Below are 25,538 nucleotides of genomic sequence, written 5' to 3' on the forward strand. Positions count from 1 at the left end.
GAGCCACCTTGCTGACCCACGTCGTTCTGATGAAGTTCACCGACCCCGCCGACGCCCCCGAGGCCAAGGAGAGGCTGGAGGCGCTCGTGCCGCTGATCGGGCAGATCCGCGGCATGACCGTGGGCCTGGACGCGGTGCGCGGGGAGGTCTCCTGGGACCTGGCTCTGATCACCGAGCACACGGACCTCGACGGGCTGCGCGGCTACCAGCGGCACCCCGAGCATCTGAAGGCGGCGGGCTGGCTGCGTGAGCGCCTGGCCGCCCGGGCCTCGGTCGACTTCTGACCGGCAGGGGACCCACCCCTTGGAGAAGGTGCTGAACGGGCTGACCAGCGAAGGTGTGGCGATCCTAGGCGCTGGGGCGGCGGGGGGACAGGGTGCCGCCGTAAAAACCGGGTTACCGCCATGAGACGAGGCCGCCGCGGAGTCCCGCGGCGGCCTCGTCCGCTATCCGGGGTAGGCGGCCGCGGCCATGCCGCCGCCTCCGGCGCGGAAGGCCGCGGGAGCGTGCACCGAGCAGGTCTGGGCGTACTCCAGGATGCCCTCGTCGCCGTACTCGCGGCCGTGGCCGCTGCGCTTGACCCCGCCGAACGGCGCCCGCAGCGCCATCCCGGTGCGGCCGTGCGTGTTGACGAAGGTGAAACCGGCCTCGAAGCGGCGGGCGAAGTCGAACGCCCGGTCCTCGTCGGCCGACCAGACCGAGGCGCCCAGGCCCAGTTCGCCCGCGTTGGCGCGGGCCAGGACCTCCTCGGTGGTGGAGTAGGCCAGCAGCGGCACCACCGGGCCGAACTGCTCGTCCGCCACGACGGGCGAGGAGTCGTCCAGGCCGGTCAGCAGCGTGGGCCGGACGTAGTGCCCCCGCTCGAGGTCGCAGGCGACGCGGCCGAGCGGCACGGGCTCGCCGCCGGAGGCGATCAGCGCCCGGATCCGCTCCGCCGCGCCCGCGGTGATCACGGGTCCGACGGTCGTCTCCTCGTCCAACGGGTCGCCCAGCACGACGACGCGCCGGGCCGCCGCCGTGAAGGCGTCCCGGAACTCCGCCTCGCGCCCGGCGGGGACGTAGAGCCGTTTGGCGGCCATGCAGACCTGCCCCGACGTCTGGAAGCAGCCCATCACCAGCCGGTCCATCGCGTCGTCGGTGAACTCGGCGTCCGGCAGGAGCACCGCGGGGTCGTTGCCGCCCAGCTCCAGCACCGCCGGGGTGATCATCCGCCCGGCGAGGGCGCCGATCGCCCGGCCCGCGCCCTCGCCCCCGGTGAAGGCGACCTTGCGCACCAGCGGGTGGCCGACCAGCGCGGCGCCCGTCCCGGCCTCCCCGTGGACCACCCGCACGAGCCCGTCACCGAAGCGGCCCAGCAGCTCCGAGACGGCCAGCGGGGCCAGCGGCGACGGCTTGACCACGACGGTGTTGCCCGCGGCCAGCGCCGGTCCGACCTTGAGCATCGCCAGGATCACCGGCGCGTTCCACGGGGTGATCGCCGCGACCGCCCCGTACGGGCGCCGCCGCAGCAGCAGCCGGCCGGCGGCGTCGTCGGTCTCCACGTCGGCCAGCACCTCGGGGGCGCGGTCGGCGACCCAGTTCAGGAAGACCCCGGAGAACCGGAGCTCCCCCCGGCAGTCGCCGACCGGTTTGCCGCTCTCCCGGGCCAGCAGCACGGCGAGGTCTTCGTCGTCGAAGGTCGCGGACGCCTCCCGCAGCACCCGCACCCGCTCGGCGAGCGGGGTCCGCGCCCAGGAGCGCTGCGCCGCGTCCGCGGCCCGGACGGCCTCGTCGACGTCGGGGGCGTCCGCGACGGGAACCCGCCCGACCAGCTCACCGAGCCGGGCGGGGTTCTCCCGGTCGAGCCAGGCGCTCATCCCGCCCTCCCGGGCTCCGGGGTGCGCAGCGAGGCGATCATCGAGGTCCGCAGCAGGTGCGCGCGGGCCTTGACGGGGTCGGCGGCCAGCGCGCGCAGTCCGGCCTTGTGGGCCTCGGGGTCGCGCAGCTGCTCCCAGTTGGCGTGGGTGATCTTCTGCACGAACGAGGCGGCGACCTCCCGGCGGCGTTCACACGCCAGATCCAGGGCCGCGTCGTCGCCGAACGCGGCGGCGACGGCGACCGCGTCGTGGATGCCGCTGTTGAGGCCCATGCCGCCGAGCGGGTTGTTGACGTGGGCGGCGTCGCCCACCAGCACCACCCGTCCGGCGCGGAACCGGGCGGCGACCCGCTGGTGCACCCGGTAGAGGGTGGAGTGCGCGACCTTCCACCCGACGTCGACGACACCGCGCAGCCGCTCGGGCAGCCGCGCCGTCTCCGCCTCGTCGGGGGTGCCGTCCGGGGTCGGGAACAGCACCCGCCAGTGGTCGGGCGTGCGCAGCAGGACCAGCCATTCCTCGGGGTCGAAGACATAGTTGACCGCGGCGATGCCGGGGATCAGCGTCTCCAGCTCCTCCTCGGTGGAGGCGACGAGGAACCGCTCGGGATAGGTGATGCCCTCGAACGGCACGCCCAGCTCCTTGCGGACCCGCGAGTGCGCGCCGTCCGCGCCGATCAGCCGGTCGCCCCGGTGGACGGTGCCGTCCGCGGTGGTCACCGAGACGCCCGCCCCGTCCTGGACGACGCCGGTGACCGCCGAGCCGAAGACGACCTCGCCGCCGTCGGCCCGCAGCAGCTCCAGCAGGATCGGCGTGAGCTTGCTCTGCTCGCACTGCACCCGGTACGGGTACGGCGTGTCGTTCTCCAGCAGCCGCAGGTCGAGTTCGGCGACGACGCCGCCCCTGCGCTCGCGGTACTGGAAGGTGTGCGAGACCAGGCCCCTGGCCATCAGCGCGTCCAGCGCGCCGAGTTCGGCCAGCATCTCCAGCGTCGGCGGATGGTAGGTCGAGGCGCGGGACTCGGCGGCCAGTCCTTCGCCGGCCTCCAGCACCCGCACCTCGAAGCCGCGGCGGGCCAGCGCCACCGCGGCGGCCAGCCCGACCGGGCCCGCCCCGGCGACCAGGACGCGCATCACGCCTCCCTGGAGTGCAGGGCGAAGCCGTTCTCGACGCCGACGACCCGGGGGTTGGTGAAGAAGCGCAGCGTCTCGGCGGTGCCCTCCTCGCCCAGTCCCGAGTGGCCCCAGGCGGGGCGCGGGGCGAACAGGTGCAGGCTCATGATGCTCGAGCCGTTCACCTTCACCTCGCCCGCGCGGATCCGCCGCGCGACGGACAGGGCCTGCTCCTCGTCGGCGCCGAAAACGTACGCCTCGAGCCCGTAGGCGGTGCCGTTGGCCAGCGCCACGGCCTCGTCGAGGGAGGTGTAGGGGTGGACGGTCGCGACGGGGCCGAAGATCTCCTCCACGGCCTCCTCCGCCGGGACGCCGGTGACCAGTGCCGGAGCCAGGTGGTTGGTGCCCCCGGGCAGCGCCGTGCCGGTGTGCACGATGCCGCCGAGCGCGTCCCGCTGGGAGATGACGAGCTCCCGGTGCCGGGAGTGGATCAGCGGCCCGTAGTCGGTGTCCTCCGACAGCGGATCGCCGGCCCGCAGGGCGCCCAGGCGCGCGACGACCGCGGCGACGAGCTCCTCCTCCCGCCCCGCCGGGACGATGAGCCTGCCGAGCGCCCGGCACCACTGGCCGTTGAGCGTGGTCAGCAGGTCGACGACGCCGCGGGCGGCCGCCTCGACGCCGGCGTCGGGCAGCACCACCATCGGGTTGTTGCCGCCCAGCTCGAGCTGGGCGGGCTTGTGCCCGGTGGCGCAGGCGGCGGCGATGGCCTGCCCGCCCCTGGCGCCGCCGGTGAAGGAGACCGCGCGCACCCGCGGGTCGTTGACCATGGTGCCGCCGACACCGGGGCCGCCGTGCAGGAACTGGAAGACGCCGTCGGGGACGCCCTGGGCGCGCAGCGCCTCGGCGATCACCTCCGACATCAGCTGGCTGCCGTAGGGCGCGTACTCGCTGGCCTTGAACAGGGCGGGGCAGCCCGCGGCCAGCGCGTTGGCGATCTTGTGCGCGCCGGTGGGCGCGGGCGCGTTCCAGGCGGTCAGGCACAGTGCCGGGCCCCAGGGCAGCAGGTGCACCTCGGTGGTGTTGCCGTCCTCGCGCTCCAGGGTGCGCGTCAGCCACCCCTCGCGCAGCTGGCCGGCGGCGAGCAGGAACGAACCGGTGACGATCATGCCGAGCGGCAGGGTCTGCCGGATGGGCACGCCGGTCGCGAACGACTCCAGCGCGGCGATCTCGGCGACCCTCGGCTCGAGCGCCGCGGCGACGGCCTCCAGGATCCGGGCGCGTTCGGCCACCGGGGTCGCGGCCCACGGCCCGGCCGCCGCGTCGGCGGCGGCCAGCGCCCGCTCGACCCGCTCGGGCGAGCTGGCGGCGGCGGGAGCCAGGGGCTCGCCGGTGGCGGGGTTCTCCAGGACCAGGTCGAGGACGTCGCCGGCGGGCTCCCACGTCCCTGCGACGAGGTCGCGGGGTTCGGGCGTCTTCACGACTTCACGCTCGCGAACAGCTCGTTCTCCTTGTCCTGGGTGATCATGGAGGCGGCCTCCAGTCTGCCGCGCTCGGCGGGGAAGGTCATGACCAGCGCCATGGCCAGGTCGCGCAGGGTGCGGCCGATGACGCCGTCCATGGTCGCCGCGGAGGTGCCGCACGCCTTGAGCGCGCCGAGCGCGACCTGGAAGCAGGCCTCGGAGATGTCGCCCTTGGCGATGCGCCACTGCTTGTAGACCTCGGGCTTGGGCAGCAGCGGCGGTTCGGAGGTCTCCAGCTCGATCTGCCGCCTGATCCACAGGTAGGCGGTCTCCAGGCGCTCGGCCATGTCGCCGATGATGACCTGGTGCATGGGCGAGCTGGCGATGGTCCTGCCGGAGTCGGCGAAGGTCCTGCCGGTGGTGCGCTCCAGCGCGTAGTCGTAGACGTTCTGGGCGGCGCCCAGGTAGACGGCCATGATGGCCAGCTGGTTGCCGACGAAGCTGCCGCGGCTCATCTGCAGCATCTTCACGAAGGAGCCCGGCACGGTGAGGGAGTCCTCGGCGGGGACGAACACGTTCTCCATGACGATGCCGTCGTTGGCCGAGGCGCGCATGCCCAGGCCGTTCCACCTGGGCCGGTTGGTGATGCCCGCGTAGTCGCGGCCGACCAGGAACAGCGCCAGGCCGTCGGCGTTCTCGGTGCCGTCGACCTTGGCGGTGACCAGGTAGTAGTCGGCGACGCCGGTGGCGCAGCCGAAGGACTTGACGCCGCTCAGCGACCAGCCGCCCTCGGCCGGGGTGGCGACGGTGGCGATGGCGATGTTGGCGCTGGAGCTCTTGACCTCCTCGGAGGCGAAGTTGGCCAGCCAGGTGCCCCCGGCCATCCTGGTGAGCAGCCGCCGCGCGAAGGCGTCGATGACCGGGACCTCCTCCGCGGAGAACAATCCGGCCTCGATGGCCTCCAGCGGCAGCAGGCCGCGGGAGGCGCTGGTGTTGTGGAAGAAGTAGGCCAGCGCGGTGGACGGGCAGGCCGAGCCGAGGGTGAAGGTCGCCCCGGCCAGGTCGCGCAGCCCGCCGCCCAGGCCGCCGAACTCCTCGGGGATGATGAGGCCGAGGAGCCCGGCCTCGCGCATCAGGGCGATGTGGCCGACGGGGAACTCCCCGGTCTCGTCGGCCTTGGCCGCGGCCTCCCGCAGCGCGGGCAGGACGGACTCCACCTTCTCCATCCGGGCGCGCTCGGCGTCGGTGAGCTTGGTCAGCAGCCGTTCGGCGATCAGTGTCATCGCAACTCCTTGAAGATGGGTGCCCCCGGCTCGGCCACGGGGGAGGGGAAGCAGGCAGGTGCGGCGACCGGCGGGCTGCCCCCGCGGCCGGTCGCCAAGGTCCCCGCCGGGGGCGGGGAGGGTTTCAAGAAGCCGTCCTTCCCAGTGCGCGGGTGCGGCCGGGCAGCGGCTCCCCGCAGGCCGTCTCCAGTTCGGCCGCCGCGGCGGCCAGCGCCTCCCGGTCGGCGGGGCCCTCGACGCCGAGCCGGGACGCGAGGAAGAGCAGGTCGACCGAGCACAGCCCGTCGTCGAGCCCGCCGAGGGTCACGTCGAAGTGCCGGACGCCGCTCTTCATCGCGGTCAGCGCGTTGGCCAGGCCGAGGCCGGCCCGGTCGGTCAGCCGGACCCGCACCGGGGTCTGGCGGGCCTGGGAGACGGCGTCGCCCAGGATCTCGCGCACGGCCAGGGGGGAGGCCGGTTCGCCGCCCTCGTCCAGCGCGATCTCGTCGCAGCCCGCCGCGAGCAGTTCGCCGACCGCGGCCAGCGTTCCCGCGCGCCGGTCGGCGGCGAAGGCGTCGAAGACCCGACCGACGGCCGTGCAGTCCGCGGCGCGCGCCGCGGCGACCATCGCCGCGGCCGCCGCCGGGTCCCGGTACGGGAACTCGATCACCCCGCCGGGCCCCGGCGCGGGCCCGGCGGGGGAGTCCAGCAGCACGGACCGGGCCTTGCCCGGTCCGCCTCCGCGCACCCGGGTGCGCACCCCGGCGTCCCGCACGGCCTCCAGCAGCCGCCCGTCCGCCAGGCCGCGGCGCTCGAGCGCCGCGGCCAGACCGGTGTCGGCCAGGACGACGCGGTCGGGCAGCGGATCGGCGAGCCGGCCCCAGGTGCGGGAGTGGAAGAGCAGCGGGCCGGTGGCGCGCGGGGTGTCGGCGGCGAGCACCTCGCCGACGAAGATCGTGTGGTCGCCGCCCGGGTAGGCGTGCACGACCCGGCAGTCCAGCCAGCCGAGCGCGTTGGCCAGCACGGGCGAGCCCGTCCGCGGCGTCAGCCACTCCTGCCCCTGGAACCTCTCGGCGGGGGGCAGCCGGCCGGCGAAGCGCCGGCCCAGCTCCGCCTGGTCGCGGCCGAGGATGCTGATCCCGAACGCGCCGCTGTCGGAGACCAGCCGGTGGCTGGCCAGACGGGTGTCCAGGCAGACCAGCACCAGCGGCGGCTCGAGGCTGACGCTGGAGAACGAGCTGGCCGTCATGCCGTGCCAGCCGTCGCCGGCGGTCGTGGTGACCAGGACGACCCCGGTCGGCCACTGCCCGAGCACGGATCTGAAGGTCTCGGTGTCGACCGCCACCTGAGTCCCCCTCGTTTCGCTTGTGGAAACACTGTCCCGCAGAAGGTAACAATGCTGTGGACAGGGTGTCAATGTGTTTCCCCGCCTGTTTCCCGTAGAGAAACGAATTGCCCTAGACTCGCGATGTCAGATCTCTTCAGGAGGGCGGGAACGTGCCGAGGACAGCGTCGACCAAGGGCGATGAGGCCGCCGAGGGTCAGAGCAGATCGATCGCCGCGGTGGAGCGGGCCATGGACGTCCTGCTGCTGTTCGGGCGCAGCGCGCGCCCCGACCTCGGCGTGACGGAGATCGCCACCGAACTGGGGCTGACCAAGGCCGCGGTGCACCGCATCCTCACCGCGCTGCGCAGCAAGGAGCTCATCACCGTCGACTCGGTGACCCGCCGCTACTCCCTCGGGCACGCGGCGATCTCGCTGGGCCGCGCCTACATGGCGCGGATGGACCTGCGCGCCATGGTCGGCCCCGAGCTGCGGCTGCTGTCGCGCCAGACGGGGGAGACCGCCACGCTGTCGGTGCGCCGCGGCGACACCCGCATGTACGTCGACCAGGCGGTGCCCAACCAGGAGCTGCGGATGGAGGTCAGTCTCGGCATCCCCTACCCGCTGCACGCGGGCAGCTCCTCCAAGGCCTTCCTCGCCTTCCTCGACGAGGCGGAGGTCGACGGCTACCTGGCCCGTCACCCGCTGACCGCCCTGACCGACAAGACCCTCGTGGAGGAGGACGCCCTGCGCGCCGAGCTGGTGCTGATCCGCAAGCGCGGGTACGCCACCTCGCTCGGCGAGCGCCAGGAGGGGGCGGCCTCCATCGCCGCCCCGGTCTTCGACCACGACGGCCGGGTGCTGGCCGTGCTGAGCGTCTCGGGTCCGCTGAGCCGGTTCAAACCGCATATCAAGGAGTACGCCCCGCTCCTGCTCGCCGCGGCGGCGCGCGTCTCCGCCCAGCTCGGCCATCCCGGGTGACCGCTAGAGGTTCGCGCCGGGCTTGAGGACGCCCAGCACCGCGGTGACGAGCACACTGATCCAGATACCCAGCACATAGGGCACGCAGCCGTCGATCGAGCGCTTGACGGCGCTCTCGGTCTCCGGGCCGCTGCCCTGCGCCATCAGCGCGCCCCAGGCCGGCCCGAACGGCTTCAGCTTGATCCGGATGCCCAGCCCGCAGGCGATGGCCAGGCCGTAGAGGAAGATCTTCCCGGCGAGCCAATCGGGGTCGGTGGTGACGCCGAACGGCTCGGCCGCGGCGAACGTGTAGGCGGCCGAGCCGAACAGCACGGCGATGAGGCCGATCCGGACCGCCCAGTCGGCGCGCCGCACCCACGGGTAGCGGCCGTGCGTGCGGTGGTCGACGACGGCGGACGCCAGCCAGCCGACCGCGAACACCCACGTCAGCACGACCAGCGGCCAGCTGAAGACGTCGTATCCGGCCAGGGTCGCGCCGTGCGGGTCCATCGCCATCAGCGTGACGCCGCTGGGAAGGAACAGCACCAGGCAGATCTTCGGGCCGAGGTCCAGGCCGTTCATGATGCTCAGCGCGGTGCTGCGCGCGGCGGGCGTGAGGTCCGGCCGGATGACGAACCGGCTGGAGTAGTAGACGCCGAGGTCGCCGCCGAGCCAGAAGACGAACAGTACGAGGTGGAGGACGATCCACCAACCGTAGGGATGAGCTCCCACCGGTCATTCTCCCGTCGTGAGGGGGCCCACCCGCGGTGTGTCCGCGAGGGCCGCGACGGCCTGTGCCAGGGCCTCCGCCCGGTCCTGCGGGATCGCGCGGGCGGCGTTGAGGAGGAACTTGGTGCGCAGGTCGGCCGCGGGCAGGGGGTGTCCCGGACCGCCGCGCGAGGAGTCCACCCGGTGCTCCAGGACGGAGCCGCCGCGGGTGGTCACCCGCAGCACCGCAGCGAACGCGTTGGGGAAGATGTCGCTGGCCTTCTCGTCGGCGAAGCACGTCACCTTCGCGGCCAGCGCGAGCCGCTCGGGGTCCTCGTGGGCGCCGTCGGCGAAGTCGTCCAGGTAGACGCCGAGTCCTCCGCCGCCCAGCAGCGCCGTGGCGATGGTGAAAGGTCCGGAGAACTTGGCGTGGTAGGCCGAACGCGGCCGCGCCTTCTCCTCCGGAGGCTCGCCGACGGTGCGCAGCGTCGGTGCCGGGAAGCCCGCCTCGATCGCGGTGATGTCGGCGGGGTCGAGGCCGTGCTCGCGCAGCGCCAGCGCGCAGTCGATGGCCGGGTGGGTGAAGTGGTTGGTGGGGTAGGGCTTGTAGACCGTGCGGGTGGTCTCCCAGCGCTCGCCCAGCCCTTCCATCAGCGCGGAGGAGTCGTACACGCCGTCGAGCCAGGCCTGGAAGAAGCCGAACCGGCCCTCCAGCACGGTCGGCGGGCCGGTCACCCCGGCGGCGGCGAACCCCGCGGCGGCCACGCCTCCGTGCGCGGCCCATCCGCAGTGGACGCGTTTGACGGTGCCGCCGGTGCGGTTGGCCTCCAGGACGCCCGAACCCATGCTGGCGGCGATGCCGATCGCCGAGGCGACGCCCTCGGCCTCCAGCCCGTACAGCAGCGCGGCCGCCGCGGCGGCGCCGAGCGTGCCGCAGATGGAGGTGGCGTGCTGGCCCTTCTCGAAGAAGACCGAGTTGCGCAGCTTCGGGTCGTAGGAGGCCATGCCGAGCCGGTTGCAGATCTCGACGCCCGCCGCGACGGCGGCCAGCAGGTCGGCTCCGGAGGAACCGCGTTCCTGCGCGACGGCCAGCGCCGCCGGGACCACCGAGGCGCTGGGGTGGAGCACCGACGGCAGGTGGGTGTCGTCGAAGTCCAGCGCGTGCGCGTAGGTGCCGTTGACGAGCGCGGCGTTCGGCGCGGGCAGGACCGTCCCGGTCCCCAGCACCTCGGCCGCGCCGCCCTCGCCCCAGCCGCGCACGGTGGTCAGCACCGCGTTGCCCGGGTCGGTCGCGGAGGTCTCCTCGGCCCGGCCGGCCAGGCAGTTGCCCACGACGTCCAGGACGCGTTCGCGGACGTCGCGGGAGACCTCCGGGGGGATCCCCTCGTCGCGGCAGCGGGCGGCGAACCCCGCCAGCGCCTGCACCTGCGTGAGCTCACTCACCGGCCACCGCCGGGATGACCGCGAGCGGGCGGACGGGGGAGCCGGTGGCGCCGACGACCGGCAGGGGGTTGAGCACCAGCAGGAACTCCCGCACTCCGGACTCCAGCAGCGGCAGCAGCCGCATCGTCTCGATGATGTTGATGCCCGCCTCGACCAGCAGGATGCGGTGGACCGGGAGCAGCGCGTGGCCCTTGCCCGGGGCCAGGTGCTCGAAGGCGATCGTCTCGCCCCCCGCGGCGCGCACGCCCAGCCCGGCCAGCCAGCGGCCCGCGGCCGCGCCGGGTCCCGGCACGCCGTCCCGGGCGCCGACGAACCGTTCACCGTCCGCCCAGTGCCGCGACCAGCCGGTGCCGATGAGCACCACGTCGCCCGGGTGGATCTCGAGGCCGTCGGCGGCCTTCTCCAGGTCGTCGACGGTCACCTCGTACCCGGCGGGCAGCACCGGCACGCCGTGCGCTCCGGCGACGTCCAGCAGCACGCCCCGTCCGACGTAGGGGGGGAAGTCGTCGATGCCCATCTCGGCGAAGCCGCGGTGGTCGGAGACCGCGGGCCTCCCGCCGTACAGCAGCCCCTCGTGGGAGACGTGCGCCAGGGCGTCGACATGGGTGCCGACGTGCCCGCCGGTGATGATGATCTCGTTGGCGGCGGAGCCTCCGTCGGCCCGGACCATGTCGCCGTGCCGCCGCTCGAGCAGCATCCGGAACGGCGGGTGGTTCGGTGACTGCGGCATGCCGGTCCGCATGGGCTGGGCGAGGTCGAGGACCGCCGCCCCGGCCAGGTCATTCCAGAGCAAGGTCAGATCATGCCTTTCTTGCGCGGAGCCCGTCGTGGTTTATGGAAACGACGTTACACTGTGAGGAACAGTGGGCGGAAGGCGTCGGGCATGATCCCGTGTTCCGCCTGGTGGACGGGCCCCGCGCCGTCAGGCCGTCGCGCGCGGCTCGCTGCGCGCCAGGTCGGCGAAGATGATGAGCCGGTAGGCGGCGGAGAACTTCGGGTGGCAGGTGGTCAGCGTCAGCCGCGCCTTCTCCGGCCTCGCGCCGGGCCTGCCGGGCACCGGGGCGATGACCGAGACGTCCGTGGGCAGCACCACCTTGTGGCCGGTCACCCGGTAGACGTGGGTGGCCGTGGCGGTGTCGACGAGGATCTGGTCGCCGGACACCAGCTCGCCCAGCCGGTTGAACGGGCCGCCGTAGGTGGTGCGGTGCCCGCTGAAGACGGTGTTGCCGATCTGGCCGGGCAGCGCCGTGCCGGGGTAGTGGCCGGGGCCCTTGGCGAGGTCGGCGTTGCTCACCCCCTCGACCGCGGCGTATCGCCAGGCGGGACCGAAGCGGGGGATGCGCACGACCGCGAAGGCCCTGCCCCGCTCGGGACGGGCGGCCGTCCGGGGCACCACCTGGGGCCTGCCCGGGCGGACGGCGGCCGAGACCGTGGTCTGCTTGCGCCAGAGCTCGTCCAGCTCGTCGTTGAGGCCGGCCTGGGCGCGGCGGGCGTAGTCGTCGGTGCCCCACGTCAGGTGGGCCACGAAGAGGGCGATGACCAGTCCCGCGGTGATGAGGAGTTCCGCGAGCAGGCGTACCACGGTGCGCATGTCCAGGGACGGTATCCCGAGTTTCGCGCGAAAGGGAAACAAAGGACCGGTGAAGGAAACGTTTGTGTTTCACGTCCCGGGCGGTCTTGACAGGGGCGCTTCTGGGACGGTTCTCTAAAGCGCAGTTGTGAAACTTTGTTTCCTCCAGCGGAACAGACGGAGTTCAACCCGTGATGAAGAGACAGGCCGCCCTCCGGGGCCTTGTGGCCGGGGCGACCGCCGTGGCCGCCACGGCGGTCGCGGGGGAGCCGGCGCGGGCGGGAACGGGCGGCATCACCTACGACTGCCAGATCTTCGCCAGCAGCTTCACCTACACCGCCGAGGTCAGGGTGAGCGGTCCTCCCTCACCCGGCGGCGTCGGGGACACCGCCCGGATCGAAGCGGACTTCTCCGACCTGCCCGGCGTCGCACCGCTCAAGGTCGACTCCTGGCGGACGACCGCCGAGCTCGTCGCGTCGGGCGCGCAGTCGGAAACCTACGACCTCACGGGCCCCCGGCGAAAGGGCCCCGTCCAGAAGAAGAAACCGCTGCCGATCGGCGAACTCGCCGCACGGGTCCCGCTGACGGCGGGAGGCACCGTCGACTTCACCCTCGGCGCGCTCACCATCACGGGCACCTCGTTCGGCATCTCGGTGCCGATCACCTGCAGGCCCAAGGGCAGGACGCCCAAGCTGCTGTCGCTGAAGGTGCGCGGGGAGAGCTCGCCGGTCACCCTGCTGGCCGACTCCGCCGCCGTCACGCCCGGCGCCGAGGTCGAGGTGTCCGGTTCCGGCTGGGGGAGCGGCGAGGTGAAGCTGGCGCTGTGCCGGGAGGACGGCTCCGGCTGCGACGCCGCGGGGCTCACCGACGTCGCCACCTCGGTGGCGGGCGGGAAGCTCACCGGCAGCGCCAGGGTGAAGGAGGGCACCGCCGCCGGCACCTACAAGATCAAGGCGAGCCAGGGCGACGCGGCCAAGTTCGTGTCGATCCGCGTCGAGGACCCCGGCACGCAGGGCGAACCCGACCCCTGCGCCGGCAAGGAACCCGACCAGTGCGGGCAGCAGGACGTCACGGTGACCGTCACCGGCGGGCCCCTCACCCTCGCCCAGGACCCCGGCGAGGTCGTCCTCGACCCCGTCACCCTGAACGGCGCCGCCCAGACCACCACCGGGATGCTCCGGCGGGTGACGGTCAGCGACGCGCGCGGCTCGTCCGTCGGCTGGTCGCTCATCGGCACCCTCGGCGACTTCAAGGGCCCGGCCGGCGCGTCCATCGCCGCGGGCAACCTCACCTGGACCCCGCAGTGCACCGCGCGGGCCGGCGCGACACCCGTCGTCACCGGCACCCCGGGGCCGCTCGGCGAGGCGGGCGCGCTGCTGTGCTCCACCGCCGACAGCACCGCGGGGCCCGTCGGCGGCAGTTACGACGCCGGCGCCGCCCTGTCCCTGAACGTCCCCGCGGCCACCGCCTCCGGGGAGTACGACGCGGTCCTGACCCTCACCCTCTCCTGACCCCTCCGGCAATCCCCGTACCCCCCGCCGGGCGAACGCGCCCGCCCGGCGGGGCACCCCCCTCGTGAAGGAGGTGACCACATGATCAGAGTGATCACCGCCCTCGTCGTGGCGCTGACCGCGCTGGCCCCCGGCTCCCCGGTCCGCGCGGACGGCACCTCCCCGCCGGCGAGCAAGGACGTCCCGCGGAAGCCCGCCGGGACGACCGGCAACGGCTCGTGGGCCGTCGGCCCGGCGACGAACAGCAAGACGCTCACCCCCCGGCTGCACTTCACCCTCGAGGGGCGGGCAGGCGACGTCGTCCGCGACACCGTCCGGATCTGGAACCTCACCGGCGAGAAGATGGAGTTCGAGGTGTACGGAGCCGACGGCTACAACACCGCGCGGGACGGCGCCTTCGCCCTGCGCGGCGAGAAGGAGCCGCAGAAGGGCATCGGCCTGTGGACCAGGGTCGGCAGCCGGGACGTCTCCGTTCCGGCGGGCCGCGCCGTGGACGTGCCCTTCATCGTGAGCGTCCCGAAGAACGCCACGCCCGGCGACCACATCGGCGGCGTCGTGGTCGCCGGTAAAGAGGTGGAGGCGGTCAAGAAGGCCGGGGGGACCACGCTCGGCCTGCGCCGCGCCGTCGGCGCCCGGATCTACCTGCGGCTCGAAGGGCCCCTCGTGCCCGGGGCCAAGGTCGAGGGCCTGCGGGTGGAGAACACCGAACCGCGGCTGCCCTGGGGCGGCCCCGTCGGCACCGTGATCAGGTATCGGATCGCCAACGTCGGCAACGTCCGGCTCGCGCCCACGGCGCAGATCCGCGCCACCGGCCTGTTCGGCCGGGTCCTGCGCGACTTCCCCGAACGGGCGATGCCCGAACTGCTGCCCGGCGAGGAGGTGGAGGTCGAGCTGGAATGGCCCGGAGCCCCGCCCGCCGACGCGGTGAAGGTCACCGTCGAGCTCAAGACCCGGGCCGGCCTGCAGTCGGTCGCCCGCACCGGCTACACCTCCCTGCCCTGGCAGACGCTCGTCGCCCTGCTCGCCCTCGTCATCGCGGCCGCCGTCGCCCTGCGGACGCACCGCCATCTCACCGCCCGGAGAAAAGCATGACCGGCACGCGTAGCCCGCGCGCTCTGGCCGCCCTCGTGCTGGTGTCCCTGTTCCTGTGGCCCGCGCCCGCCGCGGCCGACCCCGGCGCGAGCGCCTCCCCCGCCGAGGGCGCGCCCGGCACGGTCGTCCAGGTGCGCGGCGCCGGCTGGCCCGCCGGCGTCTCGGTGCAGGTCTCGGTCTGCGGCCGCAACGCCGTCAACGGGTCCGTCGACTGCGACCAGATCAACGCGGTCGCCGCGCCCGTCGGCCCCGACGGGATCGTGACCGCCGGCCTCACCGTGTCCGCCCCGCCCGTGCCGTGCCCCTGCGTCGTCCACATCACGACGCCCTCGGGCGCGGAGCGGATGACGGTGAACGTCCCGTTCACCGTGCTGGGCCACGAGACCGCCGAGGTCGTCAGGCAGGAGAACCCGGCGCGCATCGACGTGGTCGACGCCGAACTGCGCGGCAGCGGCGGCGTCAGCGAGCTGTTCGGCTGGCGGACCCGGCGGACGCTGGTGCTGACCGTCCGCAACAACGGGCCCGACCCGGTGACGGACGCGCCGCTGGTCGTCGGCTGGGGCGCGGACGCCACGGCCGACTCCCCGCTGACCGCGCCGCCGACCGGCACCATCGAACCCGGCGCGACCGCGGTCTACCGGGTGCCGGTGGAGCTGCCGCCCGCCTCCTACGGCACGTTCGTGGTCGGCGGCAGGTTCGCCGGCCAGACCGAGTTCCAGCTCAAGTTCACGACCTACCCGTACCTGCTGTTCGCGGTGAACCTCGTCGCCCTCCTGGCGGTGCTCGCCGGAGTGCGCGCCGCCCTGCGCCGCAGGCGCACCCGATCGCGCGGGGCCGCCGTGGACGTCCCCTTCCCGGCCGCGCCGAAGGCGGCCCCGCGCCGGCTCGACCAGACCGCGCTGCTGGCCTACCTGGAGGGCAACGCCCGCCGGGAGGACGGCGAGACCCTGGTCATCGACCGGCCCTCGCTGGTGGCCTACCTGAACGGGCCGCCCCTCCTGGACTCCCAGGCCCTCGACCGCTTCCTGTCCGATGGAGGGCCCGATGCGTCACGGTGAACGCGTCCACATCGTCGGTTCCGCGGCGGTCGCGCCGCTCGCGCTGGGCTCGCTGGTCCTGCTGGGCGACGGGCTGGGCACCCTGCTCAGCTTCCCCGGCCAGGTGGTCGGCTACATGGTCGCCATGGGCGTGCTGGTCGGCATCGGCGTCTCGCCCTGGGTGCTGCGCGGCGAGGGCCACCCGGTGGTCCGCCGCCTGCTGTGCCTGCTGCCCGGCCTGAGCCTGCTGGTGATGGCCGCGCTGCCGACCGTACCGGTGTTCGCCTCCCTGGCCATGGTGGTCGGCCTGTGCATCCCGACCCTGCTCGCGATGACCCGGGGCGGCGCCGGCCGCGGCATGGGCTACGCGGGTGTGGCGGGCGCGGCGGGGGCGGTGGCCGTCGCCGCGGTGTGGCAGGACGAGCCGAGGCTGGGCCTGGCGGTCGCGGGCGTCTTCGCGGCGTTCGCGGGAGCCTTTCCCGGGCCCGTCCCCGACTCGCGCCGCGCCTTCCGCGAGGTGCGCTGGATGCTGCCCGACTACGCGGCGGTCGGCTGGGCGCTGGGCGCGGTGATCCTGCCCGCCGCCCGGCTGCTGCTGTTCCGGTTCGAGCTGTTCGGGGCCGACCGGATGTACCACCTGCTCGCCGCGGTCGCCGGCGGATGCGTGCTGGCGTTCCTCCTCGGCAGGCTGGCGGGGGAGGTCCAGCTGCTGCTGGTCGTGGCCGCGGGCGGCCTGCTGCTGGTGGCCACCGCCCCGTGGGCGGCCGGGGTCTCCGCCGGCGCCGCCGTGGTGTTCGGCGCGGCGATGGCCGCGCTGTCCCGGCTGGACCGGCTCGCCGGGGGCCGGGGCGCGGCGCTGACCGCGACCGCCGCGCTACTGGGAGGTCTGGGTGCCTACGGGGCCGAGCCGCTGCTGCGCATGTTCGCCGGTTCGGGCGCCGTCCTGGCGCTCAGCACGATCCCCATGGCGCTGCTCATCCTGTGGTCGGTGTACCTGACCCCGGCCGCCGAGGCCGGAGGGCCGCCGCTGGCGTTGTGGCGGCTGAGCGACGCCGAGCGGAGCATCGACCGCCTCGACCTGCGGGCCGAGGCCGGGGAGAAGATGGCGTTCTACGGGCCGGGTTCGCAGAGCCTGCTCCGCCTGCTGTCGGGCGAGGCCAGGGCCGACGGAGGCAGGTTCCTGTCGCGGGGCGTCGACTTCACCAAGGCGACCGCGGCGCGGCGTACCGAGCTCAGGGTGAGCCACCGGGTCCCGGCCGTGCCGGGGGACGACCGCAGGACGGTCGCCGAACGCCTGGCCGACCTGACGGTGAGCGATCCCTGGCGGGTCCGCGCGGTGCTGGAGGTCTTCCCCGCGCTGGCGGAGCGCCGCGGAGAGCCGGCCGCCGACCTCGACGAGACCGGCGCGCTGCTGCTGGGCCTGGCCGAGGCGCTGCTGCTGCGCCCCCGGATCGTGCTGGTCGACGCCCGAGGCTGCGATCCCGGCCTGGCCCCGGTGCTCGACGGGCTGGCCGCCGGCGGCGCGGTGGTCGTCCTGGCCGAGCCGCCGGTGCCGCTGACCACGGCCCTGGGCGCCCACGCCCACCTGCTGCGCCACGGCCGGCCGGCCGACGAGCTCCCGCATCCCACCGAAGAAGAACTGACCGCGAGCCTGGACCGAGGACGCCCATGAGAAGAACCGCGCTCCTGGCGCTCGCCGCCGCGTCGGCATTCGCAGCCGCGCCGGCGCTGGCGCCCGCACCCGCCCTCGCCGAGGGCGGACCCGCCCTGGAGATCAGCAAGACCGAGGGCATCGCCGAAGGCGACGAGATCACGGTCACCGGGACCGGCTTCAAGCCGGGCCTGCAGGGGATCGCGGTCGGGTTGTGCATCGAGGGGTACACCAACGGCCTGAAGCACTGCGACATCCAGGACAGCGGCGCCGCCTTCGTCGCCGCCGACGGGCAGGGCAAGCTGCCCACGCTGACGCTGACCGTCTCCACGAAGTTCCTGGAGTACGACTGCCTCGCCCAGCAGTGCGTGGTGGGCGCGGGCCCGCTTCCCGGGGCGGTGCCCGACTCCGTGCAGAAAGCCAACTCCGTGACCACCCGGCTCGGTTTCGAGGGCGCGACCTTCGAGCCCGAGCCGACCGAGTCCGCGGCTCCGGCCGCGGCGGACGCCGACCCCGACGGCGTGGGCGGCCCCTCGGCCCCCCTGTGGTTCGCCACGGCGGGGCTGCTCGTCCTCGTCACCTTCCTCGCCGCCCGGCGACAGTCCCTCAGGAGGATCACATGAAGTTCACTCAGGCCGCCGCGCTGGGCGCGGCGGCGGTGCTCGTCTGCGCGCCGTCCGCGGCCTCGGCCTCGGCCGCGGCGGCCAAGCTCTCGCTGAGCAAGACCAGCGGTCTCGCGGTCGGCGACACGGTCAACGTCACCTCGCTCACCGGCCTGAAGGCCAACCTGGCCCAGGTGTACGTCGCCCAGTGCAAGAAGAAGGTCGCCGGCCCCACCGACTGCGAGCTGAGCAGCGCGCTGTCGGGCAACGCCGACGCGAGCGGCACGTGGAAGTCCTCCAAGGGCACCGCCATCAAGCTGGTGAAGACCATCGGAGGGGTCGACTGCACCTCCGCGGCCGGCGCCTGCATCATCGGCGTCACCAGCCTCACCAACCCCGGTGACGTCATCGCCACGGCGTCACTGACGTTCGGCGGCTCCTCGACGGACTCGAACGACGACTCGAACGACGCGAACGACGACTCGAACGACTCCGGAACCCCCGGCTCCAACAACGACGACACCGACAACGCCCTGCCGCAGACCGGCAGCCCCGACGGCGTGCCCACCTTCGCCCTGGCGGCCTCGGCCCTGGTGCTCACCGGTGCGGCCGCGCTGTTCCTGGTGCCGCGCCGCCGCCGCACGAACTGACCCCGCACGAGAGGAAGGCCCCGGTCCGCAAGGACCGGGGCCTTCACCGTGGGCGCACGTCAGCGGAGCCTCACATGCCCTCGCCGCTCCAGCGGCCGGTCGAGCGGCTGCGCACCGGGAGGGTGGACAGGATCGGGGCGGGGATCGGGTCGCCCTGCTTCCACTGGCGGCCCGCTCCCCAGTTGTGGTTGAGCCGGTCGGTGCGTTCGTTGGCGTGCTCCAGGGACGCCGGGTCCGCTCCCCAGTCGGCGGCGGGCACCTCGTGGTCGTGGTCGTGCGCGTGGTCGTGTCCGTGGCCGCCCTGCAGGGTGGCGGCGTCCAGCGCCTTGGCGATCGCGATGAGGCTCTTGTCGGTGCCCGTCCCGTGCGGGACGAACGGGGCGTCCATCTCGCCCTGGGAGTGCTGGTAGGCCACGGACGCCACCAGTTCCTCGTGGTCGCGGTCGGAGCGCCCGGCGGGACCCAGGTCGTGGGAGGACTGCGACCAGCGCATCCGGCCGCCTTCCGGCCCGTAGTTGACGGCCTCGCCGCCCCAGCGCAGCCACTCGTTCTGGGTGTACCAGTTCATCAGCTCGCCGTCGGAGCGCAGCAGCCAGGTCGCGCCGCCCTCCTGGGTGGTGAAGTGGCCGTGCTTGACCCGTGCGGGGCGGAAGAAGTAGGTGCCGAGGTCGAGGGTGCCGAAGTTGTACTCCATGTGGCCCTGGGTGGTGTAGGCCTCTTCGTAGCAGGGGTGGTGGGCCAGGCGGTGGTCGGTCCACCCCTCCTGGGCGTGTACCAGCCGGGTGTAGAAGCCGGTGGCCGGGTCGACGTGCAGGTATTTGATGAACAGGCCGGGCATGGGGCCGGGGTTGGGCACCGCGTCCCACTTCATCGCCTCGGTGTCCAGGACGATGACCTCTTCCCGGGCGTCGTCCCGGCGGGAGGCGCCGGGGTCGAAGCCCGCGTCGCCGTACTCGCGGTAGTGCAGCACCTTGCTGCCCTCGGAGAACACCAGCGACTCGGCGGGAACGCCCTTGGGAACGTAGAGGTAGGCGCCCTTGCCGTACTCCCTGCCCCCGTACGTCATGGAGCCGCCGAGGACGTAGAACTCGGTGTCGGCGTGGTGGACGCCCGGTCCGCGTCCCCAGCGGGTGTGGAAGTCGATCCGCAGGGACGAGGAGCCGTCCTCCTCGTCCACCGAGAGCCGGCGCTCGCTGGCGCGGCCCTCGCCGCCGACGAGCTCGGCGCCGTGCCAGACGTAGTCGTTCTCCTGGATCAGTTCGACGTGCGGCCGCATGGTGTCTCAGTCCTTCCGCAGTTCGCGCTTGAGGATCTTGCCTGCCGCGTTGCGCGGCAGGGTGGTCAGGAACTCGATCCGGCGGGGCACCTTGGGGCCCGCCAGGACCGTCCGGCAGTGCTCCACCAGGGCGTCCGGATCGGGGGAGCCGCCGGGCAGGGGGACGACGAAGGCGGTGACCCGCTCGCCCCAGCGCTCGTCCGGCAGGCCCACGACGGCCGCCTCCGCCACGCCGGGGAAGGAGCAGAGGACCTCCTCCACCTCGCGGGGCGCCACGTTCACCCCGCCCGAGATGATCATGTCCTTCTTGCGGTCCACGATGGTGAGGAACCCGTCGGCGTCCTGCACGGCGATGTCGCCGGAGCGGTAGAAGCCGTCCTCGGTGAGGGCCTCGGCGGTGGCCTCGGGGTTCTTCAGGTAGCCGTTCATCAGGAAGGGGGAGCGCGAGCACAGCTCGCCGCGCTCGCCGCGCGGCACCTCCGCGCCGTCGTCGTCGACGACCTTCACCTCGGTGAGGAACCACGGGGGGCCGACCGAACCCGGTTTGCGCAGCGCGTCGGCGGGCCGGCAGTCGGTGACGATGCCGCCCTCGGTCGAGCCGTAGAGCTCGTGCACGCCCGCTCCGGGGAAGGCCGACATCACCCATTCCTTGAGCGTGACGGGCAGCGCGGCGGCGTTGAAGAACAGCGTGTCGAGGCTGGAGGCGTCGTACCGTCCCATCAACCCGGAGGCGCGCAGCTGATGGGCGTGGGTGGGCACCAGGAAGACGCTCTGCGCCCGGGTCTCGGCGACGAGCGACAGCAGCGCCTCGGGGTCGAACGCGCGCAGCATCACCACGGTGCCGCCGGTGAAGACCGGGGCGTAGCCGAAGGCGAACCCCGCCCCGTGGTACATCGGCGCGACCGCGATGCTGACGCGTCCGGGGCCGAGGTTCCATTCCAGCGCCGCGCAGTAGAAGGTGAGCGCGCGCGAGCGGTGGCTGATCAGGACGCCTTTGGGGCGGCCGGTGGTGCCGGAGGTGTAGACGATGGTGAACGGGTCGGTCTCGGCGACCGGGACGCGCGGGTCGACGGGGGAGGCCGCGGCGAGGAACTCCTCGTACCCGCCGTCCACCTCCACCACGACCGGGGGAGGGGCGGGGACGCCGCCGAGCAGCGCCCGGTCGGCGATGAGGGCGGCGCACTCGGAGTGCTCCAGGACGTAGGCGTTCTCGGCCGCGGTGGAGCGGGTGCCCAGCGGGACCAGCACCAGCCCGGCCTTGGCCAGCCCGGCGGCGACCTCCGGCCACTCGAGCCGGTTGCCCAGCAGGACGCCGACCCGGGCTCCGGGTCGCAGGCCCGCCGCCAGCAGCCCGTCCGCCAGTCTGCTGGACCGCTCGTGCACCTCGGCGAAGGTGAGCCGGCGCGGCCCGTCGACGACGGCCACCGCGCCGGGGCTGCCGACCGCGAACTCCCTGATCCCGCCCGCTATCGAAAGCTGCAACCGAGCCTCCAGGATTGCCGCATCCGTTTCCCTAAAGGAAACGATGTTTCATTATCGGCAATAGCATGGTGTCCGGAGGGCGTCGCGTCAAGGCGTGCGGGGCGGGGCGGCCAGCAGCTGCGCGGCCTCCTCCAGGCAGACGACCTCGGCGTACTTGTGGCGCAGGTCGAACAGGGCGGCCTCGTGCGGGCGGGGGTCGCGGTCGCCGCAGGCGTCGGCGACCACGTAGGGGACGAACCCGTGCTGCAGGGCGTCCACCCCGGTGGCGCGCACGCAGCCGCTGGTGGACAGGCCGCAGATCAGCAGGGTGTCGACGGACATCGCGGTGAGGGTGGCGGCCAGGCTGGTGCCGAAGAACGCGCTGGCGTACTGCTTGACCACCACCACGTCGCCCTCGCGCGGCGTCAGCTCCGGCACGAAGCCCCCGTGGGGGTTGCCGCGCTGGAAGGCGGCCAGCGCCGGCACCTTGCGGTAGAACAGCCCGCCGTCGGCGCCGCCGGGCAGGTACTCGACCCTGGTGAAGACGACGGGCGCCCCGGCGGCGCGTCCGGCGGCCACCAGCGCGGCCCCGGCGGCGACCGCGTCCTCGACGCCGGCGTACAGCGGGGAGTCCTTCTCCAGGTAGGCCCGCACCATGTCCACGACCAGGACGGCGGGCCGCCGCCCGAACGGCAGCCGCCCTCCGAATCCTGCTTTTTCGTAGTCTTGTTCCAAATTCATTGCGCATCCCCTCTGTGCGTTCCGGTTCAGCATAGGGATCTGTATCTTCAAGCGAAACGTCGTTTCCCTCACTTGGGGAGTTGGTCCATGCGACACACCATCGGGCGGGGAATCCTCGCCCTGGGGACGGCGGGCACCTGCCTCGCCGTCCTCTCCGGCGCCTCCTCCGCCTCCGCGGCGGCCGCGCCGGCCGGTGACCTGTGCCTGCGCGCGCAGCACCAGACCGCCGGGATCGACCAAGCCGCCTTCCAGGCGGCGGGAGGCGAACTGAGCAACGTCGAATATCCCGACAAGACCTCTTTCGAGAAGTCCAAACCGACGGAGAAGCCCCTCGTCACCGGCTCCTACACCACCTACGAGGACGAGGCGGGGACGCTGCCCCGGCAGGTCCGGTGCAAGACCAAGCGGTCCGACCACCTGCAACTGGTCTACGGGCAGGACGCGGCAGGGCCCGAACAGCAGTGCAAGGTGGTCAACGAGACCACGCTCCAGGAGGTCGACGCCTCCTTCACCGAGGCGGAACGCGCCTCGCTGGCCTACCCGGCCTCGAAGGTCGTCGTCGACCGCGACGTGCCGGCCTTCACCGGCTGGGACTGGCTGTGGGAGTTCCCCGCGGCGTACGAGGACCGGCGCGGCAGGCTCCACCTGCCGTCGCGGTCGCTGTCCGTCCCGTGGACGTGGAACGCGCTTCCCGCGAGCTTCCGCGGCCAGCACTACTGCACGTTCATCGCGCCGCCGTACCTCAGGCGGCTGATGCTGGGGCAGGCCGTTCTCTGATCTGTCCAAAATCGGCCGCCCGCTCCCGGAGCGCCCCTACCTGCGGTTTCCCGCGGGGCCGGGGCGCTCCGGTGTTCCTGATGGGACGAAGCGGGCTTCTCATCATGGTTCGCGCCTCGTGCCATGGTCGGCGGCGCATACGCTGTCCAGATGTCTCAGGTGACGATGCGCCCGCCCTCGGACGCGCCTTCCGGGTCCGCCGTCCCCCGAGAACCGGCCCGCCTGGGCTGGCTCGACCTCCTCCGCGGGATCGCCGCGCTGATGGTGGCGCTGCAGCACGCGATGTACTACTACACCCCGGCCGCCTGGACGCAGATGTCGCGTTGGATCGATCCCGGCAAGTACGGGGTCCTGCTGTTCTTCCTCATCAGCGGCTACATCGTGCCCGCCTCGCTGGAACGGCGGGGGAGCGTGCGCGGCTTCTGGATCGGGCGCCTCCTGCGCATCTACCCGCTGCTGCTGACGGTCTGCGCGCTGCTGCTGGTCCCGCTCGCCCTCGGCTGGTGGGAGCCGCGCGCCGAGGTCGAGGGCATGGACCCGCTGCTGGGCACCGTGGCGCACCTGACGATGCTGCAGGACCTGGTCGCCGTGCCGAACCTGCTCAACGTGCTGTGGACGCTCTCCTACGAGATGGTCTTCTACCTGCTGGTCGTCGCGCTGTTCGTGACCGGGGCGCACCGGCGCTCGGCGGAGATCGCGCTGGGCTTCGCGGTGGCCGCGGTGCTGCTCGGCGGCCTGCTGCCCCGGGCCCTGCTGTCGGAGTCCTTCGGCACCGGCCCCGTCGTCGCGGCCGTCGCGGCCGTCCTCGTCGCGGCGCTCGCCGCGTCGGTCTCCGGCCGCCCCGCCCTCGCCCGCTGGGGCGCGGTGGCCGGAGGGGCGCTGGGCCTGGTGCTCCTGCTGGTCAACGGGCGGCCCGGAGCCTGGGAGACCCTGTCCATCTTCGCCGTCATGTTCCTGGGCACCGCGATCTACCGCGTCGAACAGGGCCAGATCTCCCGGCGGACGGCCGCGTGGGCCGCGGCGCTGGTGTTCGGCTGCACCGTCGCGTCGGGGCTGCTCAACGCGGGGCAGTGGCTGAGCGGCTCCGAGGCCGCCGGGCTGCGGCTGATCTGGACGGGTTCGCTGGTGCTGGCGGCCCTGAGCTTCTGGGCGGGGCGCCGCCTGCGCCACCGCCGCGTCCCGCGGGCGCTGACCGGCCTCGGCACCATCAGCTTCTCGCTCTACCTCGTGCACCCGGTGCTGCTCATGGCGGCCGAGGCGCTGCTCGGCGAGGCGGGCCCCCAGCGCTGGGGCGGCCTGGCCGTCTTCACCCTGGTGCTCGTCGCGGTGAGCTGGGCGTCGTACCGCTGCGTCGAGGCGCCCTTCCAGCGGCTCGGCCGCGACCTCGTCCGCAGGCAGGCCGCCAGGGGCCGGGCGGGCTAGGCGGGGAGGCCGGGGCCGCCCGGGCCGGGGCGGAGGTCCTGCGCCTGCGGCGTCCAGGACTCGCGCATGTAGGAGATGCCCTCCTGGACCATGGCGGGGTGGCGGGAGGCGATGTCCTCGCTCTCCCACGGGTCGTCGAAGAGGTCGTAGAGCTCGTACGTCCAGTCGGCCCCCGGCACGCTGTAGTCGGGGCCGGGGCCCCAGCCGATGAGCTTCCAGCGGCCGAACCGGACGGCGGCGGAGACGTTCCTGCCCAGGCCCTCCTCCTCGGCGCGGTGCAGGGGGGTGCTGCCGACGTGCAGGCGCAGCCAGTACAGGTACGGGTGCACCGCCGCCGCGCCGTCGCCGGTGAGGACCGGGCGCAGGGACAGCCCGTCGGTGCCGGGGGGCGGCTGGACGTCCGCGAAGTCGGCGAGGGTGGCGAGCAGGTCGTAGTGCGCCGTCGGGTGCTCGACCGTCGTGCCGGAGGTGCGCCGGAACAGGCGGGGCGACCAGGCGATGAACGGGACCCTGATGCCGCCCTCGTAGAGGTTGCGCTTGAGCCCGCGGAAGGGCCCCGCGGCCTGGAAGAAGTCCGGGTGGACGCCGCGCTCCTGGTGGGGGCCGTTGTCGCTGGTGAAGATGACGACGGTGTCGTCGGCCAGCCCCTGGGTGTGCAGTTCCTCCAGGAGCGTGCCCACGTACCTGTCGAGCAGGGTGATCTGCGCGGCGTGCGCGGCGTCCTCGGGGTCCCAGCCCAGACCCGAGTACTCGCCGAGCCGGGGCGCGGCCGAGGGCGCGTGCGGCAGCGGCGGGGTGAGCGTGAGCAGGAACGGCTCGCGGCTCGGTTCGCGCAGGAAGTCCAGCGCCCGCCGCATGATGAGGTCGGGCCCGAACAGCATGCCGCTCTCGCCCTGGTTGCCCGGCACCGACACGGACTCGTCGTTGTGCCACAGCGCGCGCGGGTAGTAGTAGTGCGCCGAGCGGTGGGTGAGGTAGCCGAAGAACTCCTCGAACCCGTAGGCGTTGGGGTGGTCGGGGCCCGGCTGGTCGGGCCCGAAGCCCCACTTGCCGAACAGGCCTGTGCGGTAGCCGCTCTCGCGCAGCATCGTGGCGAAGGTCGGCACGCCCTGCAGCGGCAGGTCCTGGCCCTGCGGCGGGTTGCGGCGGACCGGCGAGTGGCCGCTGTGCAGCCCGGTGAACATCGAGGCGCGGGCGGGCGCGCAGACCGGCGCGGCGGCGTAGGCGTGGGTGAAGCGCAGCCCGTCGGCGGCCATCCGGTCGAGATGGGGGGTGCGGATCTTCTGCTGCCCGTAGCAGCCCAGCTGGCCGTAGCCGAGGTCGTCGGCGAGCACGACGATGAAGTTCGGGCGCCGGCCCGCGGCCCGGACGTTCTGCTTGCGGGGCGTGTCGGAGGATCCCGGCGCCTGGGAGACCGGCCAGGCCGCGACCCCCACCGCGCCGGCCGCCAGACCGCCCATTCCCAGCAGGAAGCGGCGTCTGTTCGGCGAGGTCGGGATCATCGGTCGGGCTCCGGGCGGTCAAGCGGGGGGATGGCGTCAGCCAGCTTAGAGCACCCCTGATCATTCGGCGTCCGGTTCGCGCCGGTGTCCTCCTCTCGCCATTCCCGCTTCATCCCGCTTCACAC

23 protein-coding genes are annotated in these 25,538 nt (G+C 73.5%); 10 read left to right on the top strand and 13 right to left on the bottom strand.

From position 1 onward, the window contains the following. The first annotated feature begins 8 nt into the window (after nucleotides 1-8). The gene (locus tag C2865_RS37700; protein WP_157964084.1) at nucleotides 9-284 is read left to right on the top strand and encodes a Dabb family protein; all 276 of its coding nucleotides are present in this window, start codon (nucleotides 9-11) and stop codon (nucleotides 282-284) included. Nucleotides 285-446: 162 nt separating this feature from the next. Here C2865_RS37700 and C2865_RS37705 read toward each other — a convergent pair whose 3' ends face one another. From C2865_RS37705 to C2865_RS37725, 5 genes are all read right to left on the bottom strand, one after another. After that, nucleotides 447-1,856 (bottom strand): aldehyde dehydrogenase family protein, encoded by a 1,410-nt coding sequence (locus C2865_RS37705; RefSeq protein ID WP_106403570.1) that lies wholly within the window; start codon nucleotides 1,854-1,856, stop codon nucleotides 447-449. After that, nucleotides 1,853-2,986, bottom strand: coding sequence for an FAD-dependent oxidoreductase (locus C2865_RS37710; protein WP_232836040.1), 1,134 nt, complete (start codon nucleotides 2,984-2,986; stop codon nucleotides 1,853-1,855). Before C2865_RS37710 ends, C2865_RS37705 begins: the two co-directional genes overlap by 4 nt. Continuing rightward, nucleotides 2,986-4,443: an aldehyde dehydrogenase family protein gene (locus C2865_RS37715; protein ID WP_106403572.1), complete on the bottom strand. Its 1,458-nt coding sequence runs from the start codon at nucleotides 4,441-4,443 to the stop codon at nucleotides 2,986-2,988. Before C2865_RS37715 ends, C2865_RS37710 begins: the two co-directional genes overlap by 1 nt. Further along, complete coding sequence (locus C2865_RS37720; RefSeq protein ID WP_106403573.1) at nucleotides 4,440-5,708, bottom strand: acyl-CoA dehydrogenase family protein; 1,269 nt, start codon at nucleotides 5,706-5,708, stop codon at nucleotides 4,440-4,442. Before C2865_RS37720 ends, C2865_RS37715 begins: the two co-directional genes overlap by 4 nt. Before the next feature lie 124 nt (nucleotides 5,709-5,832). Further along, nucleotides 5,833-7,032, bottom strand: a complete 1,200-nt coding sequence (locus C2865_RS37725) for a flavin reductase (RefSeq protein ID WP_157964085.1) — start codon at nucleotides 7,030-7,032, stop codon at nucleotides 5,833-5,835. A gap of 152 nt (nucleotides 7,033-7,184) precedes the next feature. Between C2865_RS37725 and C2865_RS37730 the strand changes: the two genes are divergently transcribed. Further along, on the top strand, nucleotides 7,185-7,991 hold the full coding sequence (locus C2865_RS37730) for an IclR family transcriptional regulator (RefSeq protein WP_232836041.1): 807 nt from the start codon (nucleotides 7,185-7,187) through the stop codon (nucleotides 7,989-7,991). A gap of 3 nt (nucleotides 7,992-7,994) precedes the next feature. On the opposite strand, the gene C2865_RS37735 is transcribed toward C2865_RS37730, so the two are convergent. From C2865_RS37735 to C2865_RS37750, 4 genes are all read right to left on the bottom strand, one after another. Beyond that, nucleotides 7,995-8,702 (bottom strand): hypothetical protein, encoded by a 708-nt coding sequence (locus C2865_RS37735; protein WP_106403576.1) that lies wholly within the window; start codon nucleotides 8,700-8,702, stop codon nucleotides 7,995-7,997. A 3-nt stretch (nucleotides 8,703-8,705) separates the two neighbouring features. Next, nucleotides 8,706-10,121, bottom strand: a complete 1,416-nt coding sequence (locus C2865_RS37740) for an MmgE/PrpD family protein (protein WP_232836042.1) — start codon at nucleotides 10,119-10,121, stop codon at nucleotides 8,706-8,708. Beyond that, nucleotides 10,114-10,914, bottom strand: a complete 801-nt coding sequence (locus C2865_RS37745) for a cyclase family protein (RefSeq protein ID WP_232836043.1) — start codon at nucleotides 10,912-10,914, stop codon at nucleotides 10,114-10,116. The genes C2865_RS37740 and C2865_RS37745 overlap by 8 nt, the downstream gene beginning before the upstream one ends. A 129-nt stretch (nucleotides 10,915-11,043) precedes the next feature. Beyond that, a complete protein-coding gene (locus tag C2865_RS37750) occupies nucleotides 11,044-11,712 on the bottom strand; it encodes a class E sortase (RefSeq protein ID WP_106403578.1) in 669 nt (222 codons plus the stop codon). A gap of 170 nt (nucleotides 11,713-11,882) precedes the next feature. Here C2865_RS37750 and C2865_RS37755 point away from each other — a divergent pair, with 170 nt between their 5' ends. The 6 genes from C2865_RS37755 to C2865_RS37780 all read left to right on the top strand — a co-directional run bounded on the left by C2865_RS37755 (nucleotide 11,883) and on the right by C2865_RS37780 (nucleotide 18,234). Continuing rightward, nucleotides 11,883-13,202, top strand: coding sequence for a WxL domain-containing protein (locus C2865_RS37755; protein ID WP_157964086.1), 1,320 nt, complete (start codon nucleotides 11,883-11,885; stop codon nucleotides 13,200-13,202). 81 nt (nucleotides 13,203-13,283) lie between these two features. Further along, nucleotides 13,284-14,294, top strand: a complete 1,011-nt coding sequence (locus C2865_RS37760) for a DUF916 domain-containing protein (RefSeq protein ID WP_106403580.1) — start codon at nucleotides 13,284-13,286, stop codon at nucleotides 14,292-14,294. Continuing rightward, nucleotides 14,291-15,352, top strand: a complete 1,062-nt coding sequence (locus C2865_RS37765) for a hypothetical protein (RefSeq protein ID WP_106403581.1) — start codon at nucleotides 14,291-14,293, stop codon at nucleotides 15,350-15,352. Before C2865_RS37760 ends, C2865_RS37765 begins: the two co-directional genes overlap by 4 nt. Then, nucleotides 15,339-17,003 (top strand): P-loop NTPase family protein, encoded by a 1,665-nt coding sequence (locus C2865_RS37770; RefSeq protein ID WP_106403582.1) that lies wholly within the window; start codon nucleotides 15,339-15,341, stop codon nucleotides 17,001-17,003. The genes C2865_RS37765 and C2865_RS37770 overlap by 14 nt, the downstream gene beginning before the upstream one ends. Further along, nucleotides 17,000-17,605, top strand: coding sequence for a neocarzinostatin apoprotein domain-containing protein (locus tag C2865_RS37775; protein WP_106403583.1), 606 nt, complete (start codon nucleotides 17,000-17,002; stop codon nucleotides 17,603-17,605). Before C2865_RS37770 ends, C2865_RS37775 begins: the two co-directional genes overlap by 4 nt. Further along, on the top strand, nucleotides 17,602-18,234 hold the full coding sequence (locus C2865_RS37780) for a neocarzinostatin apoprotein domain-containing protein (protein WP_106403584.1): 633 nt from the start codon (nucleotides 17,602-17,604) through the stop codon (nucleotides 18,232-18,234). The genes C2865_RS37775 and C2865_RS37780 overlap by 4 nt, the downstream gene beginning before the upstream one ends. 70 nt (nucleotides 18,235-18,304) lie before the next feature. Here the strand turns inward: C2865_RS37780 and C2865_RS37785 are convergent, their stop codons facing one another. From C2865_RS37785 to C2865_RS37795, 3 genes are all read right to left on the bottom strand, one after another. Then, the gene (locus C2865_RS37785; RefSeq protein WP_106403585.1) at nucleotides 18,305-19,510 is read right to left on the bottom strand and encodes a DUF4437 domain-containing protein; all 1,206 of its coding nucleotides are present in this window, start codon (nucleotides 19,508-19,510) and stop codon (nucleotides 18,305-18,307) included. A gap of 6 nt (nucleotides 19,511-19,516) precedes the next feature. After that, a complete protein-coding gene (locus C2865_RS37790) occupies nucleotides 19,517-20,992 on the bottom strand; it encodes a class I adenylate-forming enzyme family protein (RefSeq protein ID WP_106403586.1) in 1,476 nt (491 codons plus the stop codon). Nucleotides 20,993-21,079: 87 nt separating this feature from the next. Continuing rightward, entirely contained in the window at nucleotides 21,080-21,712 is a 633-nt protein-coding gene (locus C2865_RS37795) for an isochorismatase family protein (protein WP_106403587.1), read from the bottom strand. 87 nt (nucleotides 21,713-21,799) lie between these two features. On the opposite strand from C2865_RS37795, the gene C2865_RS37800 reads away from it, so the two are divergent. Beyond that, on the top strand, nucleotides 21,800-22,489 hold the full coding sequence (locus C2865_RS37800) for a hypothetical protein (protein ID WP_106403588.1): 690 nt from the start codon (nucleotides 21,800-21,802) through the stop codon (nucleotides 22,487-22,489). A 150-nt stretch (nucleotides 22,490-22,639) separates the two neighbouring features. Next, nucleotides 22,640-23,911, top strand: a complete 1,272-nt coding sequence (locus C2865_RS37805; RefSeq protein ID WP_157964087.1) for an acyltransferase family protein — start codon at nucleotides 22,640-22,642, stop codon at nucleotides 23,909-23,911. Here the strand turns inward: C2865_RS37805 and C2865_RS37810 are convergent. Beyond that, complete coding sequence (locus C2865_RS37810; protein ID WP_106403590.1) at nucleotides 23,908-25,413, bottom strand: arylsulfatase; 1,506 nt, start codon at nucleotides 25,411-25,413, stop codon at nucleotides 23,908-23,910. The genes C2865_RS37805 and C2865_RS37810 overlap by 4 nt on opposite strands. Between the last annotated feature and the right edge of the window lie 125 nt (nucleotides 25,414-25,538).

The organism is Actinocorallia populi (assembly GCF_002995495.1).
GTDB classification, from domain to species: Bacteria; Actinomycetota; Actinomycetes; order Streptosporangiales; family Streptosporangiaceae; genus Actinocorallia; species Actinocorallia populi.

What these genes read in the sequence shown, in the direction of transcription:
- C2865_RS37800 (WP_106403588.1), top strand. Translation starts at nt 21,800, where the DNA reads ATGCGACACACCATCGGGCGGGGAATCCTCGCCCTGGGGACGGCGGGC.
- C2865_RS37810 (WP_106403590.1), bottom strand. Translation starts at nt 25,413, where the DNA reads ATGATCCCGACCTCGCCGAACAGACGCCGCTTCCTGCTGGGAATGGGC.
- C2865_RS37785 (WP_106403585.1), bottom strand. Translation starts at nt 19,510, where the DNA reads ATGCGGCCGCACGTCGAACTGATCCAGGAGAACGACTACGTCTGGCAC.
- C2865_RS37710 (WP_232836040.1), bottom strand. Translation starts at nt 2,986, where the DNA reads ATGCGCGTCCTGGTCGCCGGGGCGGGCCCGGTCGGGCTGGCCGCCGCG.
- C2865_RS37720 (WP_106403573.1), bottom strand. Translation starts at nt 5,708, where the DNA reads ATGACACTGATCGCCGAACGGCTGCTGACCAAGCTCACCGACGCCGAG.
- C2865_RS37775 (WP_106403583.1), top strand. Translation starts at nt 17,000, where the DNA reads ATGAGAAGAACCGCGCTCCTGGCGCTCGCCGCCGCGTCGGCATTCGCA.
- C2865_RS37705 (WP_106403570.1), bottom strand. Translation starts at nt 1,856, where the DNA reads ATGAGCGCCTGGCTCGACCGGGAGAACCCCGCCCGGCTCGGTGAGCTG.
- C2865_RS37780 (WP_106403584.1), top strand. Translation starts at nt 17,602, where the DNA reads ATGAAGTTCACTCAGGCCGCCGCGCTGGGCGCGGCGGCGGTGCTCGTC.
- C2865_RS37795 (WP_106403587.1), bottom strand. Translation starts at nt 21,712, where the DNA reads ATGAATTTGGAACAAGACTACGAAAAAGCAGGATTCGGAGGGCGGCTG.
- C2865_RS37765 (WP_106403581.1), top strand. Translation starts at nt 14,291, where the DNA reads ATGACCGGCACGCGTAGCCCGCGCGCTCTGGCCGCCCTCGTGCTGGTG.
- C2865_RS37805 (WP_157964087.1), top strand. Translation starts at nt 22,640, where the DNA reads ATGTCTCAGGTGACGATGCGCCCGCCCTCGGACGCGCCTTCCGGGTCC.
- C2865_RS37750 (WP_106403578.1), bottom strand. Translation starts at nt 11,712, where the DNA reads ATGCGCACCGTGGTACGCCTGCTCGCGGAACTCCTCATCACCGCGGGA.
- C2865_RS37770 (WP_106403582.1), top strand. Translation starts at nt 15,339, where the DNA reads ATGCGTCACGGTGAACGCGTCCACATCGTCGGTTCCGCGGCGGTCGCG.
- C2865_RS37760 (WP_106403580.1), top strand. Translation starts at nt 13,284, where the DNA reads ATGATCAGAGTGATCACCGCCCTCGTCGTGGCGCTGACCGCGCTGGCC.